This is a genomic window from Aerococcus sp. UMB1112A, from assembly GCF_030230715.1.
Lineage (GTDB): Bacteria > Bacillota > Bacilli > Lactobacillales > Aerococcaceae > Aerococcus.
Genome location: NZ_JASPDS010000023.1, coordinates 1 through 24,288, shown reverse-complemented (window position 1 = coordinate 24,288; position 24,288 = coordinate 1). Strand labels below are relative to the sequence as shown.

General features: G+C 50.8%; 9 protein-coding genes. 5 read left to right on the top strand and 4 right to left on the bottom strand.

Annotated features, from left to right (window positions below):
- The coding region (locus QP860_RS09355) for a collagen-flanked surface repeat-containing protein (RefSeq protein ID WP_502869814.1) at positions 1 to 9,756 on the top strand (9,756 nt) is incomplete at its 5' end.
- Between the two features lie 176 nt (positions 9,757 to 9,932).
- Here the strand turns inward: QP860_RS09355 and nadC are convergent.
- The 4 genes from nadC to QP860_RS09335 all read right to left on the bottom strand — a co-directional run bounded on the left by nadC (position 9,933) and on the right by QP860_RS09335 (position 17,209).
- The gene (nadC, locus tag QP860_RS09350) at positions 9,933 to 10,778 is read right to left on the bottom strand and encodes a carboxylating nicotinate-nucleotide diphosphorylase (RefSeq protein ID WP_070618798.1); all 846 of its coding nucleotides are present in this window, start codon (positions 10,776 to 10,778) and stop codon (positions 9,933 to 9,935) included.
- 1,321 nt (positions 10,779 to 12,099) lie between these two features.
- The gene (locus QP860_RS09345; RefSeq protein ID WP_070618800.1) at positions 12,100 to 12,291 is read right to left on the bottom strand and encodes a hypothetical protein; all 192 of its coding nucleotides are present in this window, start codon (positions 12,289 to 12,291) and stop codon (positions 12,100 to 12,102) included.
- Positions 12,284 to 13,030 carry a hypothetical protein gene (locus QP860_RS09340; protein WP_070618803.1) on the bottom strand — a complete coding sequence of 249 codons (747 nt, stop codon included), beginning with the start codon at positions 13,028 to 13,030 and terminating at the stop codon, positions 12,284 to 12,286. Before QP860_RS09340 ends, QP860_RS09345 begins: the two co-directional genes overlap by 8 nt.
- A 192-nt stretch (positions 13,031 to 13,222) precedes the next feature.
- Positions 13,223 to 17,209, bottom strand: a complete 3,987-nt coding sequence (locus QP860_RS09335; RefSeq protein ID WP_284912615.1) for a choice-of-anchor I family protein — start codon at positions 17,207 to 17,209, stop codon at positions 13,223 to 13,225.
- A gap of 688 nt (positions 17,210 to 17,897) precedes the next feature.
- Between QP860_RS09335 and QP860_RS09330 the strand changes: the two genes are divergently transcribed.
- The 4 genes from QP860_RS09330 to gltX all read left to right on the top strand — a co-directional run bounded on the left by QP860_RS09330 (position 17,898) and on the right by gltX (position 23,634).
- On the top strand, positions 17,898 to 18,434 hold the full coding sequence (locus tag QP860_RS09330; RefSeq protein WP_070618808.1) for a dCTP deaminase/dUTPase family protein: 537 nt from the start codon (positions 17,898 to 17,900) through the stop codon (positions 18,432 to 18,434).
- A gap of 30 nt (positions 18,435 to 18,464) precedes the next feature.
- A complete protein-coding gene (radA, locus tag QP860_RS09325; protein WP_070618812.1) occupies positions 18,465 to 19,847 on the top strand; it encodes a DNA repair protein RadA in 1,383 nt (460 codons plus the stop codon).
- Between the two features lie 150 nt (positions 19,848 to 19,997).
- Positions 19,998 to 21,161: a PIN/TRAM domain-containing protein gene (locus tag QP860_RS09320; protein WP_070618814.1), complete on the top strand. Its 1,164-nt coding sequence runs from the start codon at positions 19,998 to 20,000 to the stop codon at positions 21,159 to 21,161.
- A gap of 1,003 nt (positions 21,162 to 22,164) precedes the next feature.
- Positions 22,165 to 23,634 carry a glutamate--tRNA ligase gene (gltX, locus tag QP860_RS09315; protein ID WP_070618818.1) on the top strand — a complete coding sequence of 490 codons (1,470 nt, stop codon included), beginning with the start codon at positions 22,165 to 22,167 and terminating at the stop codon, positions 23,632 to 23,634.
- Positions 23,635 to 24,288: the final 654 nt, after the last annotated feature.

Sequence of the window (24,288 nt, the reverse complement as noted above, 5' to 3'; positions counted from 1 at the left end):
AAAGGCGAAAAGGGCGAACAAGGTGTCGCCGGCCCACAAGGTCCAAAAGGCGAAAAGGGCGAACAAGGTGTCGCCGGTCCTCAGGGTCCAAAAGGCGAGAAGGGTGAACAAGGTGTCGCCGGTCCTCAGGGTCCAAAAGGCGAGAAGGGTGAACAAGGTGTTGCCGGTCCACAAGGTCCAAAAGGTGAAAAGGGCGAACAAGGTGTCGCTGGTCCTCAGGGTCCAAAAGGCGAACAAGGTGCTCAAGGAGCCCCAGGTAAGGACGGCCGTGACGGCTTAACGCCATTAGTTGACGTCCGTCGTAATGACGCCAATGATGGTGTCCTCATCACTGTGACCCCACGCCACTACAATGCCCAAGGTCAAGTTGAAAATGGGACTCCAACCACTAGCGAAGTCAAAGACGGCGCTCCTGGTACAGACGGCAAGACCTATGTCCCAGTCGTTGAAAAAGGTGCGGATGGGATTACCCATATCAAGTTCTACCCAGCCAAAAAAGATGGCACACCTGATAAAGATCAACAACCTATCGCTACCGGTCAAGTTAAAGATGGCGCCAAGGGTGACCCAGGTGAACGCGGTCTCCAAGGTCCACAAGGCGAACGCGGTGAAAAGGGTGAAACTGGTGCTACCGGTGCCCAAGGTGAGAAGGGTAAGGATGGGGTAGACGGCAAGTCCTACGTTCCTGTTGTTGAACGTGATGACGCCAACAAACAAACCACCATCAAATTCTATCCTGCGAATACAGATGGTACAGCCGATAAGAGTCAAAAACCTGTCGCTGAAGGCATTGTCAAAGACGGTGAAAAAGGCGAAACCGGTGCTCAAGGCGCCCAAGGCGAAAAGGGAGCCGATGGCAAGTCCTTTGTTCCTGTTGTTGAACGCGATGAGCCTAACAAACAAACCACCATTAAATTCTACCCAGCCAAAGCAGACGGTACAGCCGACAAGACCCAAAACCCTGTTGCTGAAGGCATCGTCAAAGATGGCGAAAAGGGTGAACAAGGTCTTAAGGGTGAAACCGGTGCTCAAGGTGCCCAAGGTGAAAAAGGCCAAGATGGCGCCAACGGTAAGACTTTTGTTCCAGTGGTAGAGAAGGGCGAAGATGGGGTTACCCATATCAAGTTCTACCCAGCTACTCCAACAGGCGAAGCCGACAAGACTCAAAACCCAGTCGCAACTGGTGAGGTTAATGACGGTAAGGATGGCAAGACACCACTCATCGAAACCACTCGTGTGGATGACGCAGATCCTAAAGAAAACGGAAACCAACCAGGCACCAAAGTTACCATCAAAGACCCAGTGACCAAAGAAGTCCTCAGCGAAAGCTTTGTTAAAGATGGCGTCAAGGGTGACAAGGGTGAAAAAGGTGACCCAGGCAAGAATGGCCGCGACGGTTTAACGCCATTAGTTGACGTTAAGCGTAATCCAGCTAATGATGGCGTGATCATTACCCTGACCCCACGTTCTTACAATGAACAAGGTGAAGTGGTTAACGGCGAGCCTGTAACTAGCGAAGTTAAAGACGGTGCCAAGGGTGATCCTGGTAAAGATGGCAAGAGCCCAATCGTTGAAACGGCTCGTGTCGCAGACGCTGATCCAAATACAGATGGTGACCAACCAGGCACTAAAGTAACCGTTAAGGATCCTGAAGGTAAAACCGTCTTAAGCGAAAGCTTTGTTAAGGATGGCGAAAAAGGCGACAAGGGTAATGACGGCAAGACCTTTGTCCCAGTGGTTGAGAAGGGTCAAGATGGTGTAACCCACATCAAGTTCTACCCAGCAGACGCTACTGGTCAACCAGATAAGTCCAAAGATCCTATCGCTAAAGGCGAAGTCAAAGACGGTGCTAAGGGTGACAAGGGCGATCCAGGTGAAAACGGTAAGACCTATGTCCCAGTCGTAGAAAAAGGCCGAGACGGCACAACCCACATCAAGTTCTATCCAGCAGATGCTCAAGGTCAACCGGACAAGAGCCAAGATCCTGTTGCTGAAGGAACGGTTAAAGATGGTCAGGACGGTAAGGACGGCCTAACGCCTAAGGTTGAAACCCGCCGTAACGATACCAACGATGGTGTCATTATCAAGGTAACCCCACAAATTCGCGATGCCCAAGGCAATGTCGTTGATGGCACGCCGACCGAAACGGAAGTTAAGGACGGCAAGAAAGGTGCAGACGGCAAGACCTATGCGCCAGTGGTTAAGAAGGGTGAAGATGGCACAACTTCTATCAAGTTCTACCCAGTCGATCCTAAGACCGGCAAGGCGGATGAAAACCAAGAACCTGTAGCCACCGGCGAAGTCAAAGACGGCGCTAAAGGTGACAAGGGTGAACAAGGTATCCAAGGCGAGAAAGGCCAAGACGGTAAGAACGGCGAAAACGGCAAGACCTTTGTCCCAGTGGTTGAAAAGGGTAAAGATGGTGTGACCCACATCAAGTTCTATCCAGCAGGTGCAGATGGCCAAGCCGACAAGACCAAAGACCCAGTCGCTACCGGCGAAGTCAAAGATGGGAAGACCCCAATCGTTGAAACCAGCCGTGTAGAAGATGCTGACCCAAGTGTTGACGGCAAGCAACCAGGGACCAAGATTGTGGTCAAAGATCCAGAAACTAAGGCTGTTATCAGCGAAAGCTTCGTTACAGACGGTATCGATGGTAAGACCTTTGCCCCAGCCGTAGAAAAAGGCAAAGACGGCGTCACCACTATTAAATTCTACCCAGTCGATCCTAAGACCGGTGAAGCTGACAAGACCCAAAACCCTGTTGCGACAGGTGAGGTTAAGGACGGTAAAGATGGCTTAACACCTAAGGTTGAAACTCGCCGCAACGATGCCAACGACGGCGTCATCATCAAGGTGACCCCACAAGTTCGTGATGCTCAAGGCAATGTGGTTGACGGGACCCCAACCGAAACAGAAGTCAAGGATGGCCAAGACGGCAAGACTTACGCTCCAGTCATTACTAAGGGTCAAGATGGCGTTTCAACCATCAAGTTCTATCCAGTCGATCCTAAGACCGGCAAGGCCGATGAAAGCAAAGAACCTGTAGCCAGCGGCGAAGTCAAAGATGGCGCTAAGGGTGACAAGGGTGATCCAGGTGCCCAAGGTGAGAAAGGCCAAGACGGCAAGAACGGTGTTGACGGCAAGACCTTTGCTCCAGTCCTTGAAAAGGGTAAAGACGGTGTCACCACCATTAAGTTCTACCCAGTCAACCCTGAAACTAAGCAACCAGATACGACTCAGCCAGCGGTAGCAGAAGGTGAAGTCAAAGATGGCAAGGCCCCAGTCGTTAAAACCGAACGCTTAGAAGACGCTGACCCAACGACTGAAGGTAACCAACCAGGAACCAAAGTAACGGTTACAGACCCAGAAACCGGTAAGGTCATCAGTGAAAGCTTCGTTAAAGATGGCGAAAAAGGTCAAGATGGCGCCAAGGGTGAAAAAGGCGATAAGGGTGCTGATGGCAAGAGCCCAGTCGTTGAAACGACCCGCGTAGAAGACGCCGATCCAACAACTGAAGGCAATCAACCAGGCACCAAGGTTACTGTTAAAGATCCAGAAACTGACAAGGTCATTAGCGAAAGCTTCGTTAAAGACGGTGCAAACGGCCAAGACGGCCAGAGCTACGCCCCAGTCGTTAAGAAGGGCGAAGACGGAACAACTTCCATCAAGTTCTATCCAGTCGATCCTAAGACTGGTCAACCAGACACTACAAAACCAGCTGTTGCAGAAGGCACAGTTAAAGATGGTGTCAACGGCAAGTCCGCTTATACGACGGTTGTTGCTGGTCCGAATGCAGAAGGTCAACCTGGCCAATGGATTATCAACTACTTCGACAAGAACGGCGACGGCAAGTTCACCGACGACGAAATCGTTTCTACCCAATTTGTCCGCGATGGTAAAGATGGGAAAGACGGTAAGGATGGGAAGACCTATGCTCCTGTTGTTACAAGAGGCGAAAACGGCACAACATCCATTAAGTTCTACCCAGTCAACCCTGAAACGAACAAGCCTGATACCAATCAGCCAGCCGTAGCGGAAGGTACTGTTAAGGATGGCCAAGATGGTAAGACCTTCGCCCCAGTCCTCGAAAAAGGCAAAGACGGCGAAACCACCATCAAGTTCTACCCTGTTAACCCAGAAACTAAACAGCCAGACACGACCCAAGCCCCTGTTGCAGAAGGCAAGGTGAAGGATGGCAAGGACGGTAAAGACGGCCTCAGTCCTAAGGTTGAAACCCGCCGCAACGACGCTAACGATGGTGTCATCATCAAGGTGACCCCACAAGTTCGCGATGCAGAAGGTAATGTCGTTGACGGAACCCCAAGTGAAACTGAAGTGAAGGACGGTAAGAATGGTAAGACCTTCGCTCCTGTAGTAACTAAGGGCCAAGATGGCACAACTTCTATCAAGTTCTACCCAGTGAATCCAGAAACCGGCAAGGCTGACACCGAACAACCAGCTGTCGCTGAAGGTACGGTGAAAGATGGTGCTGATGGTAAGACCTTTGTTCCAGTTGTTGAGAAGGGTGCAGACGGCACAACCACGATTAAGTTCTACCCCGTAGATCCTAAGACTGGTGAAGCCGATACGACCAAGCCAGCTGTTGCAGAAGGTGCAGTTAAAGATGGTAAGTCCGCCTACACCACAGTCGTTGAAGGACCAAATGCAGCCAATGAACCAGGCCGCTGGATCATCAACTACTTCGATAAGAATGGCGACGGCAAGTTCACCGACGATGAAGTCGTTTCTGCTCAATTTGTTCGCGATGGTAAGGACGGTGTCAATGGCAAAGCCTACGCTCCAGTCGTAGAGAAGGGTGCAGACGGCACCACCACCATTAAATTCTACCCAGTCGATCCTAAGACCGGCAAGCCAGATACCAAGCAAGAACCTGTCGCTACCGGCGAAGTCAAAGACGGTGCTAAGGGTGAAAAAGGCGACAAGGGTGACGATGGCAAGACCTTTGCTCCAGTTGTTGAGAAGGGAGCAGATGGCACCACCACCATCAAGTTCTACCCTGTGAACCCAGAAACCGGCAAGCCAGATACGACTCAACCAGCCGTAGCGGAAGGCTCTGTCAAGGATGGCAAGTCCGCCTACACCACAGTTGTTGAAGGACCTAACGCAGCCGGCGAGCCTGGCCGTTGGATCATCAACTACTATGACAAGAATGCAGACGGTAAGTTCACCGACGATGAAGTGGTATCGGCTCAATTTATCCCTGACGGTAAGGATGGCAAGACCTACGCTCCAGTTGTGACTAAGGGTGAAGACGGCACAAGCTCTATCAAGTTCTACCCAGTAGATCCGAAGACCGGTAAGCCAGATACCAATCAGCCAGCAGTCGCAGAAGGCACGGTGAAAGATGGTAAGGACGCCAAGGCTCCAGTCGTTGAAACCGAACGGGTGGAAGACCTTGATCCAAACACCCCTGGTAACCAGGCCGGGACCAAGATCACCGTTAAAGATCCAGAAAATGATAAGGTCATTAGCGAAACTTTCGTCAAGGATGGCCAAGACGGCAAGTCCCCAGAAGTAACCACTAAGGACAACGGCAACGGGACGCACACCATCACCATCAAGAACCCAGATGGCACGATCACCACAACCACTGTTAAAGACGGTGCTAAGGGTGAAAAAGGCGACAAGGGTCAAGACGGCACAAACGGTGTCAACGGCAAGACCTTTGCCCCAGTTGTTGAGAAGGGTCAAGACGGCACGACAACTATCAAGTTCTACCCAGTAGATCCTAAGACTGGTAAGGCTGATAAGACCCAAGAACCTGTCGCAACTGGCGAAGTCAAAGACGGCGCTAAGGGCGCAGACGGTCAAAACGGTAAATCTGCCTACACGACGGTAGTCACTGGACCAAACGATGCCGGCGAACAAGGTCAATGGATCATCAACTACTTCGATAAGAACGGCGACGGTAAGTTCACTGATGATGAAGTCGTTTCCGCTAAATTTGTCCGTGACGGTAAGGACGGCAAGTCCCCAGAAGTCACCACCAAGGACAACGGCAACGGGACCCATACCATCACCATCAAGAACCCAGACGGTACAACAACTACCACCACGGTCAAAGACGGTAAAGATGGTAAAGCACCAGTCGTTGAAACAAGCCGCGTTGAAGACGCTGATCCAAATACCCCTGGTAACCAAGCCGGTACCAAGATTACCGTCAAAGATCCAGACACGGACAAGGTCATCAATGAGACCTTCGTCAAGGACGGTAAAGATGGTAAGGACGGCGTTGACGGCAAGACCTTTGCCCCAGTGGTTGAGAAGGGCGCAGACGGTACGACCACCATCAAGTTCTACCCAGTAGATCCTAAGACGGGCCAAGCAGATACCAAGCAACCAGCTGTTGCAGAAGGCTCTGTCAAAGATGGTAAGGATGGCCAGACCTACGCACCAGTCGTAGAAAAAGGTCAAGATGGCACAACCACCATCAAGTTCTACCCAGTTGATCCTAAGACAGGTCAAGCGGATACGACCAAGCCTGCTATTGCAGAAGGTGCAGTCAAAGACGGTGAAAACGGCAAGTCTGCCTACACCACCGTCGTTGAAGGACCAAATGCAGCCGGCGAACCAGGCCGCTGGATTATCAACTACTTCGACAAGAACAACGACGGCAAGTTCACCGACGATGAAGTCGTATCTGCCCAATTCGTTCGCGACGGTAAGGATGGTCAATCTCCAACGGTTGAAGTGAAGGACAACGGTGACGGTACTCACACCATCACAACTAAGAACCCAGACGGCAGCGTGAACTCCACTACTACCGTTAAGAACGGTAAGGATGGCAAGTCCCCAGTCGTTGAAAGCACTCGGGTTGAAGATGCCGATCCAAATACTCCAGACAATCAACCAGGTACCAAGATTACGGTTAAAGATCCAGAAACCGGTAAGGTCATCAGCGAAACTTTCGTCAAAGATGGCGTCAACGGTAAGGATGGTAAAGACGGTAAGAACGGTATCGACGGCAAGAGCTTTGCGCCAGTCGTAGAGAAGGGCCAAGATGGCACGACCACCATTAAGTTCTACCCAGTAGATCCTAAGACTGGTAAGCCAGATACCACTCAACCAGCCGTTGCAGAAGGTTCTGTGAAGGACGGTAAGGATGGCAAGTCGCCAGTCGTTGAAGCGACCCGCGTCGACGACCTCGATCCAAACACCCCTGGCAACCAAGCCGGCACTAAGATTATTGTCAAAGATCCAGAAACCGGCGCTGTTGTTCATGAAAGCTATGTGAAAGACGGTCAAGACGGCAAGTCGCCAGAAATCACCAGCAAGGACAACGGTGACGGAACCCACACCATCACCATCAAGGATCCAAGTGGTACAGTAACCACAACTACTGTCAAAGACGGTAAGAATGGTAAAGATGGCCGTGACGGTATCGACGGCAAGAGCTTTGCGCCAGTCGTAGAGAAGGGCCAAGATGGCACGACCACCATTAAGTTCTACCCAGTAGATCCTAAGACTGGTAAGCCAGATACCACTCAACCAGCCGTTGCAGAAGGCTCTATCAAAGATGGTAAGGACGGCAAGTCTCCAGAAGTTACCACCAAGGATAATGGCGACGGGACCCACACCATCACCATCAAGAACCCAGACGGCACGACCACCACGACCACGGTTAAAGACGGCAAGGATGGCAAGACGCCAGAAGTCGGCGTGAAAGACAACGGCGACGGTAGCCATACCATCACCATCAAGAATCCAGATGGCACGACCACAACCACGACTGTCAGAGATGGTAAGAACGGTCAAAATGGTAAAGACGGCCGCGACGGTAAAGATGGTATCGACGGTAAGACTTTTGCCCCAGTCCTTGAGAAGGGTCAAGACGGTACCACCACGATTAAGTTCTACCCAGTAGATCCTAAGACCGGCCAGCCAGATACCAGTCAACCAGCAGTCGCAGAAGGCTCTGTCAAAGATGGTAAAGATGGCAAGTCTCCAGAAGTCTCCTTGAAGGACAATGGCGATGGGACCCATACCATCACCGTTAAGAACCCAGATGGCACCACTTCAACCACCACTGTGAAGAATGGTAAGGACGGCAAGTCCCCAGAAGTGACCACCACGGATAACGGCGACGGGACCCACACCATCACCATTAAGAACCCAGATGGCACGACCACAACGACAACTGTCAAAGACGGTAAGGATGGCCGTGACGGTATCGACGGTAAGACTTTTGCCCCAGTGGTTGAGAAGGGTGCAGATGGTACGACCACGATTAAGTTCTACCCAGTAGATCCTAAGACTGGCAAGCCAGATACTACGCAACCTGCTGTAGCAGAAGGTTCCGTTAAGGATGGCCGCGATGGTAAAGACGGTAAGGACGGCAAGTCTCCTCAAGTTTCTATCCGGAACAATAACGACGGCAGCCACACCATTACCATCAAGAACCCAGATGGTACGACCACCAACACCACAGTTAGAGACGGTAAGGATGGTAAGTCCCCAGAAGTCAGCGTCAAAGACAACGGCGACGGCAGCCATACCCTCACCATCAAGAATCCAGACGGCACGACCACAACCACGACTGTCAAAGACGGTAAGGATGGTCGCGACGGCAAGGATGGTCAGTCCCAACGCATCCGCACTGAAAAAGGTAAGGATAGCCAAGGCAACGACGGTGTTTGGGTCATCATTACCGACGACAAGGGCAATGAATTAAGCCGCGAATTTATCCGCGATGGCAAGACCCCATCTGTCAAGGTGGAAGAAGGGAAGAACAGCCGCGGTGAATCTGGCCAATGGATTATTGTCTTCGACGGCGACGGCAATGAAGTTTCCCGTGAATTCGTCCGTGACGGTAAAGACGGCGCATCATCAAGCCTCGAAACCGTTCCAGGCAAGAATGAAAAGGGTGAATCCGGTCTTTGGGTCATCGTTAAAGATGGCGAAGGCAAGGAATCTAGCCGTCATTTCGTCCGCGACGGTAAAGACGGCAAGGACGGTAAGGACGGCCGCAGCGTACAGAAGATCTACAACCGTAATGGTAAGTTGATCATCATCTTCTCAGACCATACGACTGAGGAAATTGAAATCCCATGCTGCAAGCCATGCCCAGAGTCGCCAAGAACACCAAAACCAGGCGACCCAACACCAAAAGTTCCGATCAAACCAGAAACTCCAAAACCAGGTGAGCCTAAGGTACCAGGTAACCCAACACCAGAAGTACCAAACGTACCAGGTAATCCAACGCCAGAAGTACCGAACGTACCGGGTGAGCCAACGCCAGAAGTACCAAACGTACCGGGTGAGCCAACACCAGAAGTACCAAACGTACCGGGTGAGCCAACACCGGAAGTACCAAATGTACCGGGTGAGCCAACACCAGAAGTACCAAACGTACCAGGCGACCCAACGCCAGAAGTACCAAATGTACCAGGCAATCCAACACCTGAAGTACCGAACGTACCAGGCGACCCAACACCGGAAGTACCGAACGTGCCAGGTAACCCAACGCCAGAAGTACCGAACGTACCGGGTAACCCAACACCTGAAGTACCAAGCCAACCAGACCAACCCGCTAAGGTGCAAGTTGACCGTGTGACCTACCCTGCAACGACTAAAGTTCGTCAAGAAAACAAGGGCAAGGCGACACCAAAACAAGTAGTAGCTAAGACCCTGCCACAAACTTCTTCAACCAGCCAAGTGTCCACAGCAGCACTCGCTGTCTCCCTCCTCGCAGGGGTTGGACTCCTTGTCTTCCCAATGAAGAAAGAAGACTAGTCTCCTCCGACTATAGCCAAGGGAAAAGCAAAGCTTAGCGAGCTGGAAAGTTTGAAAAAAGCCCATCTTCGAAAGTGAAGATGGGCTTTTTGTTGGCTATAAAATATTTATGGAAAGAGCCCCCAAACTTGACTGCTCGGCCAAGTCTGGGGGCTCTTTTGTTTGAGTCGTAATTTTTAATTGACCCGGAAATTTTTCATGCTGAGGTCCAGGATGCCGGCAGAGTGGGTGATGGCGCCAGAGGAGATATAGTCTAGGTCCAGGTCTTTTATCCGAGAGACGGTGTCGGCTGTCATATTGCCGGAACCCTCGATAATGGCCCGGCCGTCGATATAGGCAATGGCCTCCGCCATCTGGTCGTGGTCCATATTGTCCAGCATGATGATGTCCGCTCCGCAAGCGACCGCTTCCTTGACCATGTCCAGGTTCTCTGTCTCCACTTCAATCTTATGGATGAAAGGGTCGACTTCCCGGACCGCTTGGACAGCCGCTGTGATCGATCCCGCTGCGCCGATATGGTTGTCCTTGAGCATGATCAGGTCAGATAGACCATGGCGGTGGTTGTAGCCGCCGCCGACCCGGACCGCATACTTCTCGAGGTTGCGGAAGCCCGGCGTCGTCTTCCGGGTATCCATGAGCTTAATCCCGGTTCCTTCCAGGGCATCCACGAACTTTCGTGTCGCCGTTGCAATCCCCGATAGGCGCTGCAAGTAGTTCAAGGCAACTCGCTCCCCAGTCAAGAGGGTGGTGGCCTTGGCCTGGATGCTTAGGATGGTCTGGCCTTTTTCAATCCGCTCGCCCTCCTGAATGAAGCTATCGAACTGGCTGTCTTCCTGGAGATAGGTGAAGACGGCTTGGAAGATAGGCAGGCCGCAGAGGATCCCCTCTTGCTTGGCGATCAGGTCAACCGTCCCTGTCTGTCCTTGAAAAATTGCCTCCGAGGCCAGGTCATAGTAGGGCGCATCCTCGGCTAGGGCTCTTTCGATGTGGTCCTGTAGTTCACTTTCTTTTAGACCTAACATAAGCATCCTCCTCGATCGTTTTCTTCAATTATAGCATAGGCCAGCTTGGTCGAAAAATTTGAACTGTCTGGATTTGTTTGCAGGGCTAAAAGGGTGGCGCTTTGAAAATTTTTGTTAACTTTCAAAAGGGGCTGGCGTTTGTGACTAGGGAGGCGGGGACTTACAAATAGACCCTCAATTTGTAAGTAGGCTGGTGGGAGCTTTCAAATGAGGCATTCATTTAAAAGGAGGAAGGCGGCAACTTTTAAACGAGATTTCTATTTGCAAGTAGGAAGGCAGTAACTTTCAAACAGAGCATGTATTTACAAGTTGACGCTTATTTGGCAAAGGGCAAGTAGCGAATAGGGTCCTTGTTAGCAAGTAGAATCAAGTTAACTAGCGAACGAGACTCCCATTAGCGAGTAGACCGGCAGTAACTTGTGAACGAGTCCTCCAATAGCAAGTAGGAAGGCGGCAACTAGCGAACAATACCTCCTGTTGGCAAGTAGAAGCTCTGCTAGGTAAGACACCTGGTTTTTTCCATAATGAAAACAAGCTGGCAGGACCTTTGCTAGCTTGTTGATCCTTATTTTTATATTTTAATTTTTGGTCTGTTCATATCCAACTTGGGCTCGGCTTTGTAACCCGCACTCGAAGGATTTGATTGTGGGTAGATCGCCTTTAACCCACACTCTAGTATATTGTTTGAGGCTTGAACACTGCCAACCCACACTTGAGGGGTTCATTTAAGAGTTAAAGCCGGACAAGCCACACTCGGGGATATTGTTTGAGGCTTGAACACTATCAATCCACACTCCAGGATCCTGTCTGTGGGTTGACTACCATCCTCCACACCCTTCTAGTCGGGTTCGCAAAGGCAGAAAGGGCGTGACTTCAGCAAAGTGGAACGATCGGCTTGCAACCGCTCTTTTCCTCTTTGCCTCCAGTCATCCCTTTCTGAACGCCTTTGCTCGCACCCTTCTAGTCGGGTTCGAGCTGGCAACTTTCGTGTCACTTCACAAGTCTCCGCCACAGTCTTTCAGACTGTTCTGGTGACTTGCTCCAGTGAACGAAAATTAACCGCCATCTCTCACCCCCTTCTAGTCGGGTTCGCAAGAGCAGACTTGAAGTGATTTCACCCAATCGGAACGATCGGCTAAAGCCGCTCTTTTCCGTTTGGGCTCCAATCATTCAAGTCTAAGCGCTCTTGCTCGCACCCTCCTAGTCGGGTTCGAGCTGGCAACTTTCGTGTCATTTCACAAGTCTCCGCCACAGTCTTTCAGACTGTTCTGGTGACTTGCTCCAGTGAACGAAAATTAACCGCCATCTCTCACACCCTTCTTTATTCCAATCCCAAATATTGTCCGAAGGTGAGGGCGATGAAGGCGAGGAGGAGCATGATGCCGGCAACAGTTTTGAGTCGGGCTTGTTCCATGGCGGTCATGCCTTTTTCAGACCGGCCCTTGACCATGATGTAGATATTGATGCCGATACAGGCCAGGGCAAAGAAGCTGCCCACAAGGTTTTTACTCATTGTTTTCTTCCTTTCTTGAGGGGATGTAGGACTTGTTTTCAGCTGAGGCGAAGTCCTCGTCTAATTGTTGGTCGGAGAGTGGCCGGTACTTGATCTTAATGGAGCTGACCAAGTTTTTCTTGGCCGCCTTGTCCTGCCCGTGGACCCGCCAACTGACCTGGCGGATGCCGGAGCTTTGGCTATCGATGAGGAATTCGACGCTATGGATGGCATCGTTCTGATAGCTGCTGGCCCCGCGTTGGTTGATGATTTCCGTCAGTTGAGGATTCTTCCCCTCATAGCGAATAATCTGCGTGGGGCCGAGCTTGCGTAATTGGGCGTCCCCATTAATTTTGTGGAGAATCTCCAGCATATTCTCATAGGGAAAACGGTGGACCCGCTCTTCCAGGGCCTGGGAGGAAGGACTTAGCTGCCAATCAGATTGGTCGTCCAGCTGGCTCTCTTGGAAAACGGTTTGTTTGGGATTGCTGATGATCTGGAGGATGCGGTCCCCGTCTTCTCCCTTGTTAATTAATTTGCCCTCTGTTCCCCGCTCCTGGCTGTAGGTCGCCATACTCATCTGGTTAAAGATTTCCTTGTCGCCCAGCTTCTGGTCAAAGTCAGTGCTGGTTTGATAAGTCGTCATCTTTTCCGCCGCTTGGTCAATCTGAGCCAAGAAGTCATCACTCGACTGAGGTTGGCAGGCTGCCAAGAAGAGGCAGAGGACAGCGAGGCCGAGGTAGTGGATGAATTTTTTCACAGTGATCTTCCTTTTTGGACTATTTTACTCCTCTTATTCTATAGGAAAGTCGCCCACAATGAAAGCTTTGCCGATCGCCAAGTGGAACGGATGTTCACCAACACAATTAGTAAAAAACCAAAAAAATACCCCAAGCTATCTCCTGACAAGATAACTTGGGGTAGGAAAGGGCCTCTAAGCATTTAAATCAATTTATTTTTTGGACCGGCTGGGTGTCTTCGCAATGGTGAATAAGAAACCGATACCGGCTAGGGCTAGGCCCAGGCCTAGGCTGGCGCTTTGGCTAGACAATTGTGGGAGGCCTTCTTGGTGACCAGGGTCTGCCTTGGCCTTGCTTGCTGTTTTCTGGTCTTTCTGGCTGCTGCTAGTTGCAGGTTTAACTTTCACTTGACCGGCTGTTTGACCAGCTGGGTGGGTGCTTTGGCCCTTGCTAGTTTGATTTCCAGCACTAGCTTGGTCGTTTTGGCTTGGCTGGGCTGCTGAGGATTGGTCGCTTTGACCGGCTGTTCCTTCTTCCGGTGTACTTTCTAAGCCAGTGTTTGGACCGGTGCTTGGTGTTTGGCCCGTTGAAGTCGGGGTCGACGTGCCAGTCTGTCCTGGCTTGGTGCTAGGATCAGTAGAGACGCCGGTGCTAGTGTTTTCGCTGCCAGATTGGTTTGGCTCTGTGATTACTTTTGGCGTTTTTAAGCGGTAGTCGGCAATGCTTCCGGAGAGTTCGTAGGCTGCCAGTAAGTGGGCGTGGCCATCTTGGGACTGGTCAGCGGGGACGAAGTAGAGGCCTTCTGGGGACACATCTTGGAAGCTTGGGTCATAGATGTAGTCGACGAAGTTTGGCTGGTAGGGATCGCTGACGTCATAGACCATGATACCGCCTGAACGTTCCAGGGCGATGAAGGCATAGGGTTTACCGTTCAGATAGCCCACAACAGCCGTTTCAGGTTCAGCCCCCTTGTTGTCGCTTCGGGAATCTGGATCCGGCAGTCTTTGACCCTTTTCCACTTCGATTTCGCTGTTGAAGAGGTCAGGGTTGATAGCCTGGATGAGCTGTTCGAAGTCGTTGCCGCTGTCATAGATTAATTCTAGGTCAGAGGCGCGGACAATGGAGAAGGACCGTCCCCCGAAGGCAACCAGGGCATTATGGGTATCCCCTGTCTTGAAGGGGTGGGCGGTCGTGACGCGGAGGCGGCCTAACTGGTCATCGTCGAAGAGACCTTGGGCCACGGCTTGGTCAAGCTCTTCTTGGCTATATCCTTGGTAGTACTTGGCGTCGAGGTCGATGAGGCCAGCCTTGGCGAGGTCTTTCACCCGGACTTCTTCGGAGTAACCGCTATAGTCTTGGGAATCCCCTTCGTTCGGTAGGACCAGGTAAGTCTCACCGTCTACTTCGAAGAGGGCGATGGCATCCGGTTGGTGGAGGGCTAGGACAGGCACTTTGCGGGATTCGTGCTTGTCATCACGGTCGGAAGGATCCATGTAATCCGCTTCGAGGGAGTGGTCCTTGTAACCAAGGGACTTAACCAGGTCAAATTTCCGTTCAGGGATATTGAACTTGGCGATGGCATTCACTTCCTGGAGACTGACATAGGCGTATTGGTCATCCTTGTCGATTACCAGATATTCTGGTTCCATATTGCGGGCAAAATGGCTGGCATCTGGACCGAGTTGGCGGAGGTCTTCTGGCATGTCCGCTTCAGTTAAGTCGATCGTCGTCACTTGGTCTTGGCTAATGGTGGAGAAGTCTGCTGGAATTTCGATAACAGAAATGCCCCCAGCTGGGTTAACGGTGTAGTCGTCGTTGGGTTCTCCTTCATTGGCTACAAGCACCATGTCACCTTTGTGGGTAAATTGCAGGTTATCAGGCAGGGCACCGACTTGGACATGGTTGATGTAGTTCCCGTCAGCGGTGAAGAAGGCGACATTGCCTGGGTCGGTCTTATCGAGAGCTGGCGCAGCGACCGCAAAGATTTGCCCGCTTGGATGGAGGGCGATGCTGGTTAGGTCGGAGGCAGTTAAGCCCAAATCTTTAAGAAGGATACGACGTTGGAGGGGCATGTCACCCGTTTGGCTAGCATCGATAATGTCGATGGCCTTTTCATAACCGTTAATGGAGTAGATCGTTTCTTGGCTTGGGTTGTAGACCACGATTTCGGTCCCACCCTCGTCAAAAGGCGCCCCACTTTCATAGCGACCGACTTCTTCAACCTTGAAGGCCTCGCTATCCAGACTGTGGATCTGACGACCGGGGTCATCGATCTTGGTTAATGCAGCATAGTCGGCCTGGGTGATTGGGATGATTCGGTCTTGGGGGAGTGGGTCGGCATATTGCTTCAAGAGCTCTTGGCCGCCTTTTTCGATATGGGCCATCACGACTTGGTCTAGGGAAGGCCCCTCTTCTCGAGCGCCACTTAGCATGTCATAGCCATCCCCACCTTGGGCCAGGAAATCATTGGTGGCCATGTAGTAAGTCTGGCTGGTGTCCTTAGGTATCAGGGCATAGTCGCCGGTCTTTGGATTGCGGAGGTAGACGCCCAGAACGCGCTTGTGGCGGTCTTCAGCTGTTGGCTCGAAGTAGACCTTGATATCTGATGACACCTGTAAGAAACCACCCAGGGCATTGAGGGCAGGCAGACCGGAATCTTCATCAATAGGGTCTACCCGGTTGCCTTCTGCCTCGGATCCGAAACCTTCTGTGGTTGGAGCAGAGTAGGCCAGGTTGAACATGTCGTAAATTTGTTGGCCACTGACTTCGATTTGGGATTGGATGTTACCGAAAGGCAGGACAGCGATGACATCGCCTTCTGTGATGGGCTCATCTTTAGCGATTTCTTCGCGGATTCCCCCGCCATTGATCATGGCGAAGTCGGTCGGATTGTTGAAGCCTCCTTCTCGGCCGTAAGCCACCATGGCGTCCGTGATGAGGTTGCCTAGGTTGGTCTCGTGCGAGCGGACATAGTTGCGGCGGCCGTTAAGGAAGACGGGGTTGTTGTCCACCAATTGTCGTGAAGTTTCATTATCGTAATTGAATCGGGCTTGGTCAATCAGAGCTTCGATTTGTGGGTCGGTCTTGCCATCTAAGCTCTGGCGAACTTCTTCAGCAGAAACCAAGCGTCCCTTGGCTGAGCCAGGTTTTGTCGGATCGAATTGGATGACCCCAATATTGTTGAGGGCGGTCCCGGTTTGGGCATAGTAGACATTGCCGTAAGTCTTACCCCCTGGAACAGCGGTATGGGAATGGCCATCGATCACAATGATTTGGTAGGGGTCAAAACGTTCTAAGGCATCTAAAGCCTCAGCCAAGCGGTCACCGCGCCATTCGGGACGGGTGGCAGGGTCGATCCCCAGGTGGGCGAGGACCACATAGGCATCTTCCTGGACGCTCTCGTCGTCTAAGAGGCGGTTGAGTTCCTTGATGGTCGACTCAATCGGTGGCGCGAAGGTCATACCTTCCACGTTCTTAGGGTGGGTCTTATAGGCCGTTTCTGGTGTCGTTACCCCTACCACACCCAGGTTAAAGTTATTGGTGTGGACGTTGACAGAGGGGTTGAAGACGGGTTGGCCATCTTTTTCCACATTGGCAGAGAGGACCGGGAAGTCGAGGACATCTTCGTAGGACCGGGCAATGTCTTCACCAAAGTCGAACTCGTGGTTGCCCACGGTCATGGCATCATAGCCTGCTTCCTTCATAGCTTGGGCCATGGTATGTCCCTTATCGTGGTTGGATAGGGGGAGACCTTGGAAGGCATCCCCAGCGTCAAAAACAGCGTCCGCTTGGATTTGGTCGAAGTAGGCGGAAGCTTGGGCTATACCGGTGACTTTTTGATTGTCAGCAGACCCTTCTGCTTCCAGGCGGCCGTGCATGTCATTGGTGTGGGCGATGGTGATCAATTGGGTATTGGTAGCCGGTTGGTTGGGACTTGGCTCCTTGGCGCTAGGAGCTGGCTGGTCCGTCTCGGTAGAGGCTGGGCTCTCTGCTTCCGTACCGGGCTGGGCTTCTCCTGTCGTCGCACCGCTGTCACTGGTCTCTGGATTAGACGGGGTCACTTCGCCTGTCGAATCAACGGGGTCGGCGGTTACTTCTTGGGCCTTAACATCCTGGCTGGCCAAGCTAAAGCTGGTTAAAGCGAATAGGGTGGTCAGTAGGACGCGAGGGCTTTTTTCTTTGATGGCTGGGCGTTTCATAGAATCCTCCTTAGTTTGATATTAAGTTCATCCTATCAAAGGATTGTAAAAAGTCGGTATGCTTTATGTAAAACTTAGGTAAATCCTTGTTAATTGCGTTTTAAACAGCTATAGTAAAATTCGCCAGATTATATAGGAAATCATTGGCAAACGATTGGATATCATTCGAAATCGGGTTCGTAAGAGTAGAAAAGCTTCTGTCGAAAATAGCACAGGTTTTCTTTCGAGATATTCTGAATTAATGCTACCCTTCTATTCCCAATTATTGAAATATAGAAACTTTTATAGTTCTAGCGATACTGTAAATTAAACAATTGGATTAACTTAGTTTAACAGTGTCTTTATGAGCAGGAGTGGAGTTTTGAATTTGATCCTTAGCCATGTATAAGCAAGGGAAGCGAATTACGGGGCGTAGGCGTAAGCCGTACGGACCGTTTGAGATTCGCTAGGCGAGAGACCTTGGCTCGAGCCGGTGCCATGGCTCTTTAAGGATCAAATTCAAAAACGGAACGGATGCTCACTAGCATCATTAAATGACAGATATCGTATGCGATAGCTGATTCAGAACTAACCGATTTTAATTTCACGATCAGAGTCTAGGATTTTTTTAAGCTTGGGAAAAGCGCTTGCTTAAATGCTTCAATTATATGAAAATAGACATAGCATATTATTTTTAAGGAGGAAGACCATGCGTCAACGTGGATTTGAAGTGATTCAAGACTATGCCCAAGCTGGCATTAACTTGCCCCAGCGTGCCACCAAGCAGGCAGCGGGTTATGATATTGAGGCAGGGGAGACGGTAAGGATCCCTTCGTTTTGGCAGGGGGCGATTCGTTATGTCCTTGCCAAGTGGCCTGAATTTAAGGGTAAGGATTGGGGCGAGGTCAAGGAAGAGATTATGAAGCCGACCTTGGTGCCAACCGGGCTCAAGGCCTATATGGGGGCGGATGAATACCTGCAGCTGACTTGCCGGTCCAGCAACCCCCTCAAGCGCTACCTGACCTTGCCGAATGGGATTGGTATTATTGACAGTGACTACTATAATAATGCGGGCAATGAAGGCCATATCTATGTGCAATTATTAAACTTTGGCTTGAAGGATGTGACGGTTAAGAAGGGGGAACGGATTGCCCAAGGGATCTTCCTCCCCTTCTTGAAGGTCGATCAGGACCAGGGAGACCAGGCCTCTGACCGCCAAGGGGGCTTCGGGAGTTCTGGCCAGTAAGTTGTGAGAGTAAGGAAAGGAGCGTCATAAATGGCGAAGAAGGATAGGGTCTTATACACCTGCCAGGCTTGTGGCTATGAGTCGCCCCAGTGGTACGGTCGCTGTCCCCAGTGTGGGGCTTGGAACCAGATGGAGGAAGAGCGGATCGGTGGCGAAACCATCCGCCATCCCGAAGACCGCCGTGCCTACCAGCGTGCCGACCACAAGGCCCAGCGTATCAATGAAGTCAAGGGCGAGGAAGAGGCCCGGACCCAGACGGACCTGGTAGAATTAAACCGGGTACTTGGGGGCGGGGTTGTGGCCGGGTCGCTGGTTCTGATTGGGGGCGATCCTGGGATTGGTAAGTCCACCCTCCTCCTCCAGGTGGCCACCCAATTGGACAAAAAAGCCGGTCCTGTTCTCTATGTTTCCGGGGAAGAGAGCGTTCAGCAGATCAAGATGCGGGCCGACCGTCTAGGCTTTGAGGCGGCGGACTTCTATGTTTTCGCTGAGACGGATATGTCCATGGTCGAAGCGGCCATTGCGGACATCAAGCCGGCCTTTGTCATTATCGACTCCATCCAAACCATGATCCAGCCGGACTCGAACGGGATGGCAGGCAGCGTCTCCCAGGTTCGAGAAACGACCCAGCGCTTGATGACTTTGGCTAAGACCAGCCAAACCGCTATCTTCATTGTGGGCCATGTGACCAAGCAGGGGAATATTGCCGGTCCGCGGATCCTGGAACATATGGTGGATACGGTCCTCTATCTGGAAGGGGAGAAGTATAATTCCTTCCGTATCTTGCGCGCGGTCAAGAACCGTTTTGGGTCCACTAATGAGATCGGTGTCTTCGACATGCAGGAAGATGGCCTACACGAAGTTGCCAATCCCAGCCAAATGTTCCTAGAAGAGCGGCTGATGGGGGCTAATGGGTCAGCCGTTGTGGCTTCCCTGGAAGGGACCCGAACCCTCTTGACTGAGATCCAGGCCCTGCTCACACCGACCGCCTTCGGTAATGCCCGGCGGACAGCCAGCGGTTTGGATTATTCCCGGGTGACTCTGATCATGGCTGTCCTCGAGAAGCGGGCCGGCCTCATGTTGCAGAACCAGGATGCTTATCTGAAGTCAACCGGCGGAGTCCGCTTGGATGAGCCGGCCATCGACTTAGCCATCGCTGTCGCTATCGCTTCTTCTTATTGGGAGAAGGAGACCCAGCCGACCGATTGCTTTATTGGTGAGATTGGCTTGACGGGCGAGATCCGCCGGGTGAGCCGGGTGACTGACCGGATTGCGGAAGCAGAGAACATGGGCTTTAAGCGGGTCTTTATCCCTTATGGTAACGATGATGCCAAGCTCCACCATGGCAAAATTGAAGTTGTCGCGGCGAAAACCCTGCGAAATGTTCTTAATTTGGTTTTTCCACGCGACTAGTGGCCCAAAAATAGAATTAGTGATAAAATACAAAGAGGTCTTTAGCAAGAAAATAAGTTCTCCTTATCATGAGTCGTTAATTTTTCTGGATAGACGGAAGAACTGACTGGCAAGCTAGGGCCTCTACATTACATTAAAGGAGGTGACGACATGGAACAGAATAAATGGAATACAGCGGTGACGGCTTTATTTTTAATTCTAGGGGCAGGAACAGGCTACTATTCCCTACCTAAGTTTTGGCAATTATTTAATTTTCAATCGTCTTTATTGAATCAACCCATCGTCAATATGCTTTTAGGCGCCCTTATTTTTTTCCTTGTCATTGTCTTATTACGCCCGGTTTATGACCGGTTTTTGGAACGTTTGCGCATCGAGATCGAGAAGCTTTCCCTATCAAATATTCTTCTCTATACCCTAGGCATTGTGGCAGGTCTCACAGTGGCTTGGCTAGTGAGTTTGCCGATTTCAGCCTTGAATTGGCCGGTGATCTCTAACATCCTACCGATCTTACTTTCGGTCCTTTTTGCCTATATTGGCTTTATGACCATTCGCTTGAAGGGGGGCGACATCAAGGCCTTCTTCTCCAACATGACCCTGACCCGGCGCGAGGTGGTAGAAGGGACTAGCCAGGAGGAGGAGAAGTCTCAGCCAAGCTCAGAAGAGGAGGCCGACCAGGAAGAATTGGCCCTCTTGGAACCCAAGGACTTTACGATTTCCTTCAAGCCTTATAAGATCTTAGATACCAGCGTGATTATCGATGGCCGGATCCTAGATATTTTGAAGACAGGCTTTATCGAAGGTGTAGTCGTGGTGCCTAACTTCGTGCTCAAGGAACTCCAGTACATTGCGGATTCAGCAGCTAGCGAGAAAAGGGTGCGCGGCCGCCGGGGCTTAGACGTCCTCAATGAAATGCAGGCCTTGGACGAGATTACGGTGGAATTCTATACCGGAGACTTCGAAGAAGAAGAGGAAGTGGACTTGAAACTGATCCTTCTAACCAAGAAATTAGACGGGGTCCTGGTCACCAATGACTACAACTTGAATAAAGTCAGCCAGTTCCACCAAATCAAGGTGCTCAACATCAATGAATTAGCCAATGCTATGAAGACCGTTGTCGTGCCCGGCGACCACTTGTCCGTTCGCATCCTCAAAGCAGGAACCGAGCGACAACAAGGCGTTGGCTACCTTAACGACGGCACCATGATTGTGGTCGAAGAAGGCAAAAAACACATGGACGAACACCTGGACGTCGAAGTCACCAGCGCCATTCAAACTAACGCTGGTAAGATGATCTTTGCAAAAATTGTTGAATAAGGGTGTGAGCAAAGGCGGTTAGAAAGGGATGACTGGAGGAAAAGAGGAAAAGGGCGGCTTTAGCCGGTCGTTCCACTTTGCTGAAGTCACTCCCTTTCTGCCTTTGCGAACCCGACTACACAGGGTGTGAGCAGAGGCGGTTAGAAAGGGATGACTGGAGGCAAAGAGGAAAAGGGCGGCTTTAGCCGGTCGTTCCACTTTGCTGAAGTCACTCCCTTTCTGCCTCTACGAACCCGACTACAGGGTGAGAGGGCTGGTGCTCAATCCACAATCAGCCCCCTGGAGTGTGGATCAGCAGCAATCAACCTTCAATCAAAGATTAGGAGTGTGGGTTGGAGACGACCAATCCACAATCAGGAGGCCTGAATGTGGGTTAATAAAGCGACTCCAAGTAAATATGCAACAATCAAAATATAATATAAGGACCAACAAGCTAGCGAGACCTTGGCTAGCTTGTTTTCATTATGGTGAGTAGGGGGGCAGCTTGTCTAGCAGAGAGTCAACTTGATAATGGAGGCCTAGTTGGCAAGTTGCCGTCATCCTACTTGCTAACAGGAGGTCCGATCGCAAGTTACCGCTATCCTACTTGCCAATGGAGGCTTTGTTAGCAAGTTGGGAAGACCCAAGCTAGCTTGTCTAGCTGCTGGCCGAGTTTTAAATGGAGTTAAGCTTTGACCATAGCAGGGACCCGACTTTCAAATGAAGTTAGCGTTCGAGACTAGCAGGGATCCAACTTTTAAATGGAGCTGAGCTTTGAAAGTTGCCGCTCCTCAACTTGCCCTTTCTAAGTTGGTAACCAGAAAAAGAACTTTTTACGAGCCGGTCAGGTAGAGACTGCCTATTTTTTCCTTATGATTGCCCAACAAGCTGGATTTTCTGCGGGGAATCTGCTCAAGAAATTGTTCTAAGCTAGGGATTGCGTTATAATGGATAAGGAAAAATGTTCCTTCGTTCGGAAGGGCATTGGATTAAGAAAAATATTTTAATGAGGAGAGAAGTTTGAATGGCAGATAAAGTTAGAGTACGCTATGCACCGAGTCCAACTGGGCACTTACATATCGGGAATGCGCGTACCGCATTGTTTAACTACCTATACGCACGTCACGAAGGTGGCGACTTCATTATTCGGATTGAAGATACGGATAAGAAACGGAATATTGAAGATGGGGAAAGCAGCCAGTTAGACAACCTGACTTGGTTAGGGATTGACTGGGATGAAGGTCCAGATAAACCCGGGGAATACGGTCCTTACCGCCAATCTGAACGGGATGAGATCTACCACAAATACTTGAACCAATTGCTCGAACAAGGCGATGCTTACTATGCCTTCGATACAGCCGAAGAATTAGAGGCCGAACGGGAAGCCCAACGTGCTAATGGGGAAATGCCTCATTATACTGGCACTTGGCGCGACCGCAGTCAGGAAGAAATCGACCAAGCGCGCGCTGAAGGCCGTCCTGAAACCATCCGCTTCCGCATTCCTGAAGGCCAAACCTACCGCTTCGATGATATGGTCAAGGGTGAGGTCAAGTTCGAATCCAAGGACATCAGTGGCGACTTCGTTATCTTGAAGAATGACGGGTCACCAACATACAACTTCGCGGTGGTTGTCGACGACCACTTGATGGCTATCACCCACGTTCTGCGCGGGGACGACCACGTGGCCAATACACCTAAACAATTGATGATCTATGATGCTCTGGGCTGGCAAGCACCTCAATATGGCCACATGAGCCTGATCACCAATGCAGAAACCGGGAAAAAATTATCCAAGCGTGATGAATCGATCCTGCAGTTTATCGAACAATACCGCGACTTGGGCTACCTTCCTGAAGCTATGTTTAACTTCATTACCCTGCTCGGTTGGTCACCAGTCGGAGAAAACGAAATCTTCTCCAAGGAAGAATTTATCGAAATGTTCGACCCAGACCGCTTGAGCAAGTCACCAGCTGCCTTCGACAACAAGAAGCTGGAATGGATCAACAACCGCTACATGAAGGAAAAAGATGCCGAAGCCATCGCAGACCTGGCCATCCCTCACCTTCAAAAAGCCGGTCGGATCTCTGATAATCCAAGCCAAGAAGAGATGGAATGGACTAAGAAATTGATTTCCCTCTATCAGGATGAAATGTCCTATGCAGCTGAAATCGTTCCGCTCTCAGATATGTTCTTCCACGAAGACTTAGAAATTGCGGAAGATGCCAAGGAAGTTCTCGAAGCAGAAACCGCACCCGTCGTGATCCAAGCCTTCCGCGATAAGGTGGATGACATTGAACCCTTCACGGAAGAAAACATTATGGCGGCGATTAAAGCTGTCCAAAAAGAAACCGGCATTAAGGGCAAGAACCTCTACATGGCGCTGCGGGTTGCAACATCTGGTGAACAACACGGCCCTTCAATTGGCTTAACTATCGAAGTCTTAGGTAAGGACAAGGTAAAACACCACCTGGACCAAGTGCTCGCTAAATTCTAAAATAAAAACAAGTCAAAAAGCGGCTCCTTTCATTGTCTGAAGGGAACCGCTTTTTTTGAGTTGGATGGTGCTAGTGAGCATCCGTTGTGCTATTGAATTTGGTCCTTGAATGTTTAGGGGGAGGGGCAAGGCGGCTAAGGCCGTCTTGTACTTTCTTCTCACCTGGCTAGACTCGACTTGAGGCTGATTTTGTAGGTGGGGGAGTGATTTTCGAAAAAATATCCTTTTGATTTGAGCTTAGAGCTCTTACATGCAAACTGTTGGCTTCTATTTGCATTCGGAGACCTTGGATGCAAATGGCCATTTTCTATTTGTGTTCGAAGTTGCTACATGCAAATAGCCGCTTTCTATTTGCACTCAGAACCCCCTGAGCGCAAAATGTTGTCTTCAATTTGCAGAGAGACCAGTCAAAGGCAAATTGGCGCCTGCAAGTCTGGCATCCTCTCACACCCTGTAGTCGGGTTCGCAAGAGCAGCTTTGGCGTGCTTTCGCAAGTCGGAAACGTGCAAGCGATGCTTGCCCTTATTCCGACTTACTCCAAGCATCCAAAGCTAACCGCTCTTGCTCACACCCTTAGTTCCTACGATTAGTCAAGTATAAATTGGTATAAAGTTGCTAAAGTATACGAGGCAATATTTAGTAGACTGATTTTTG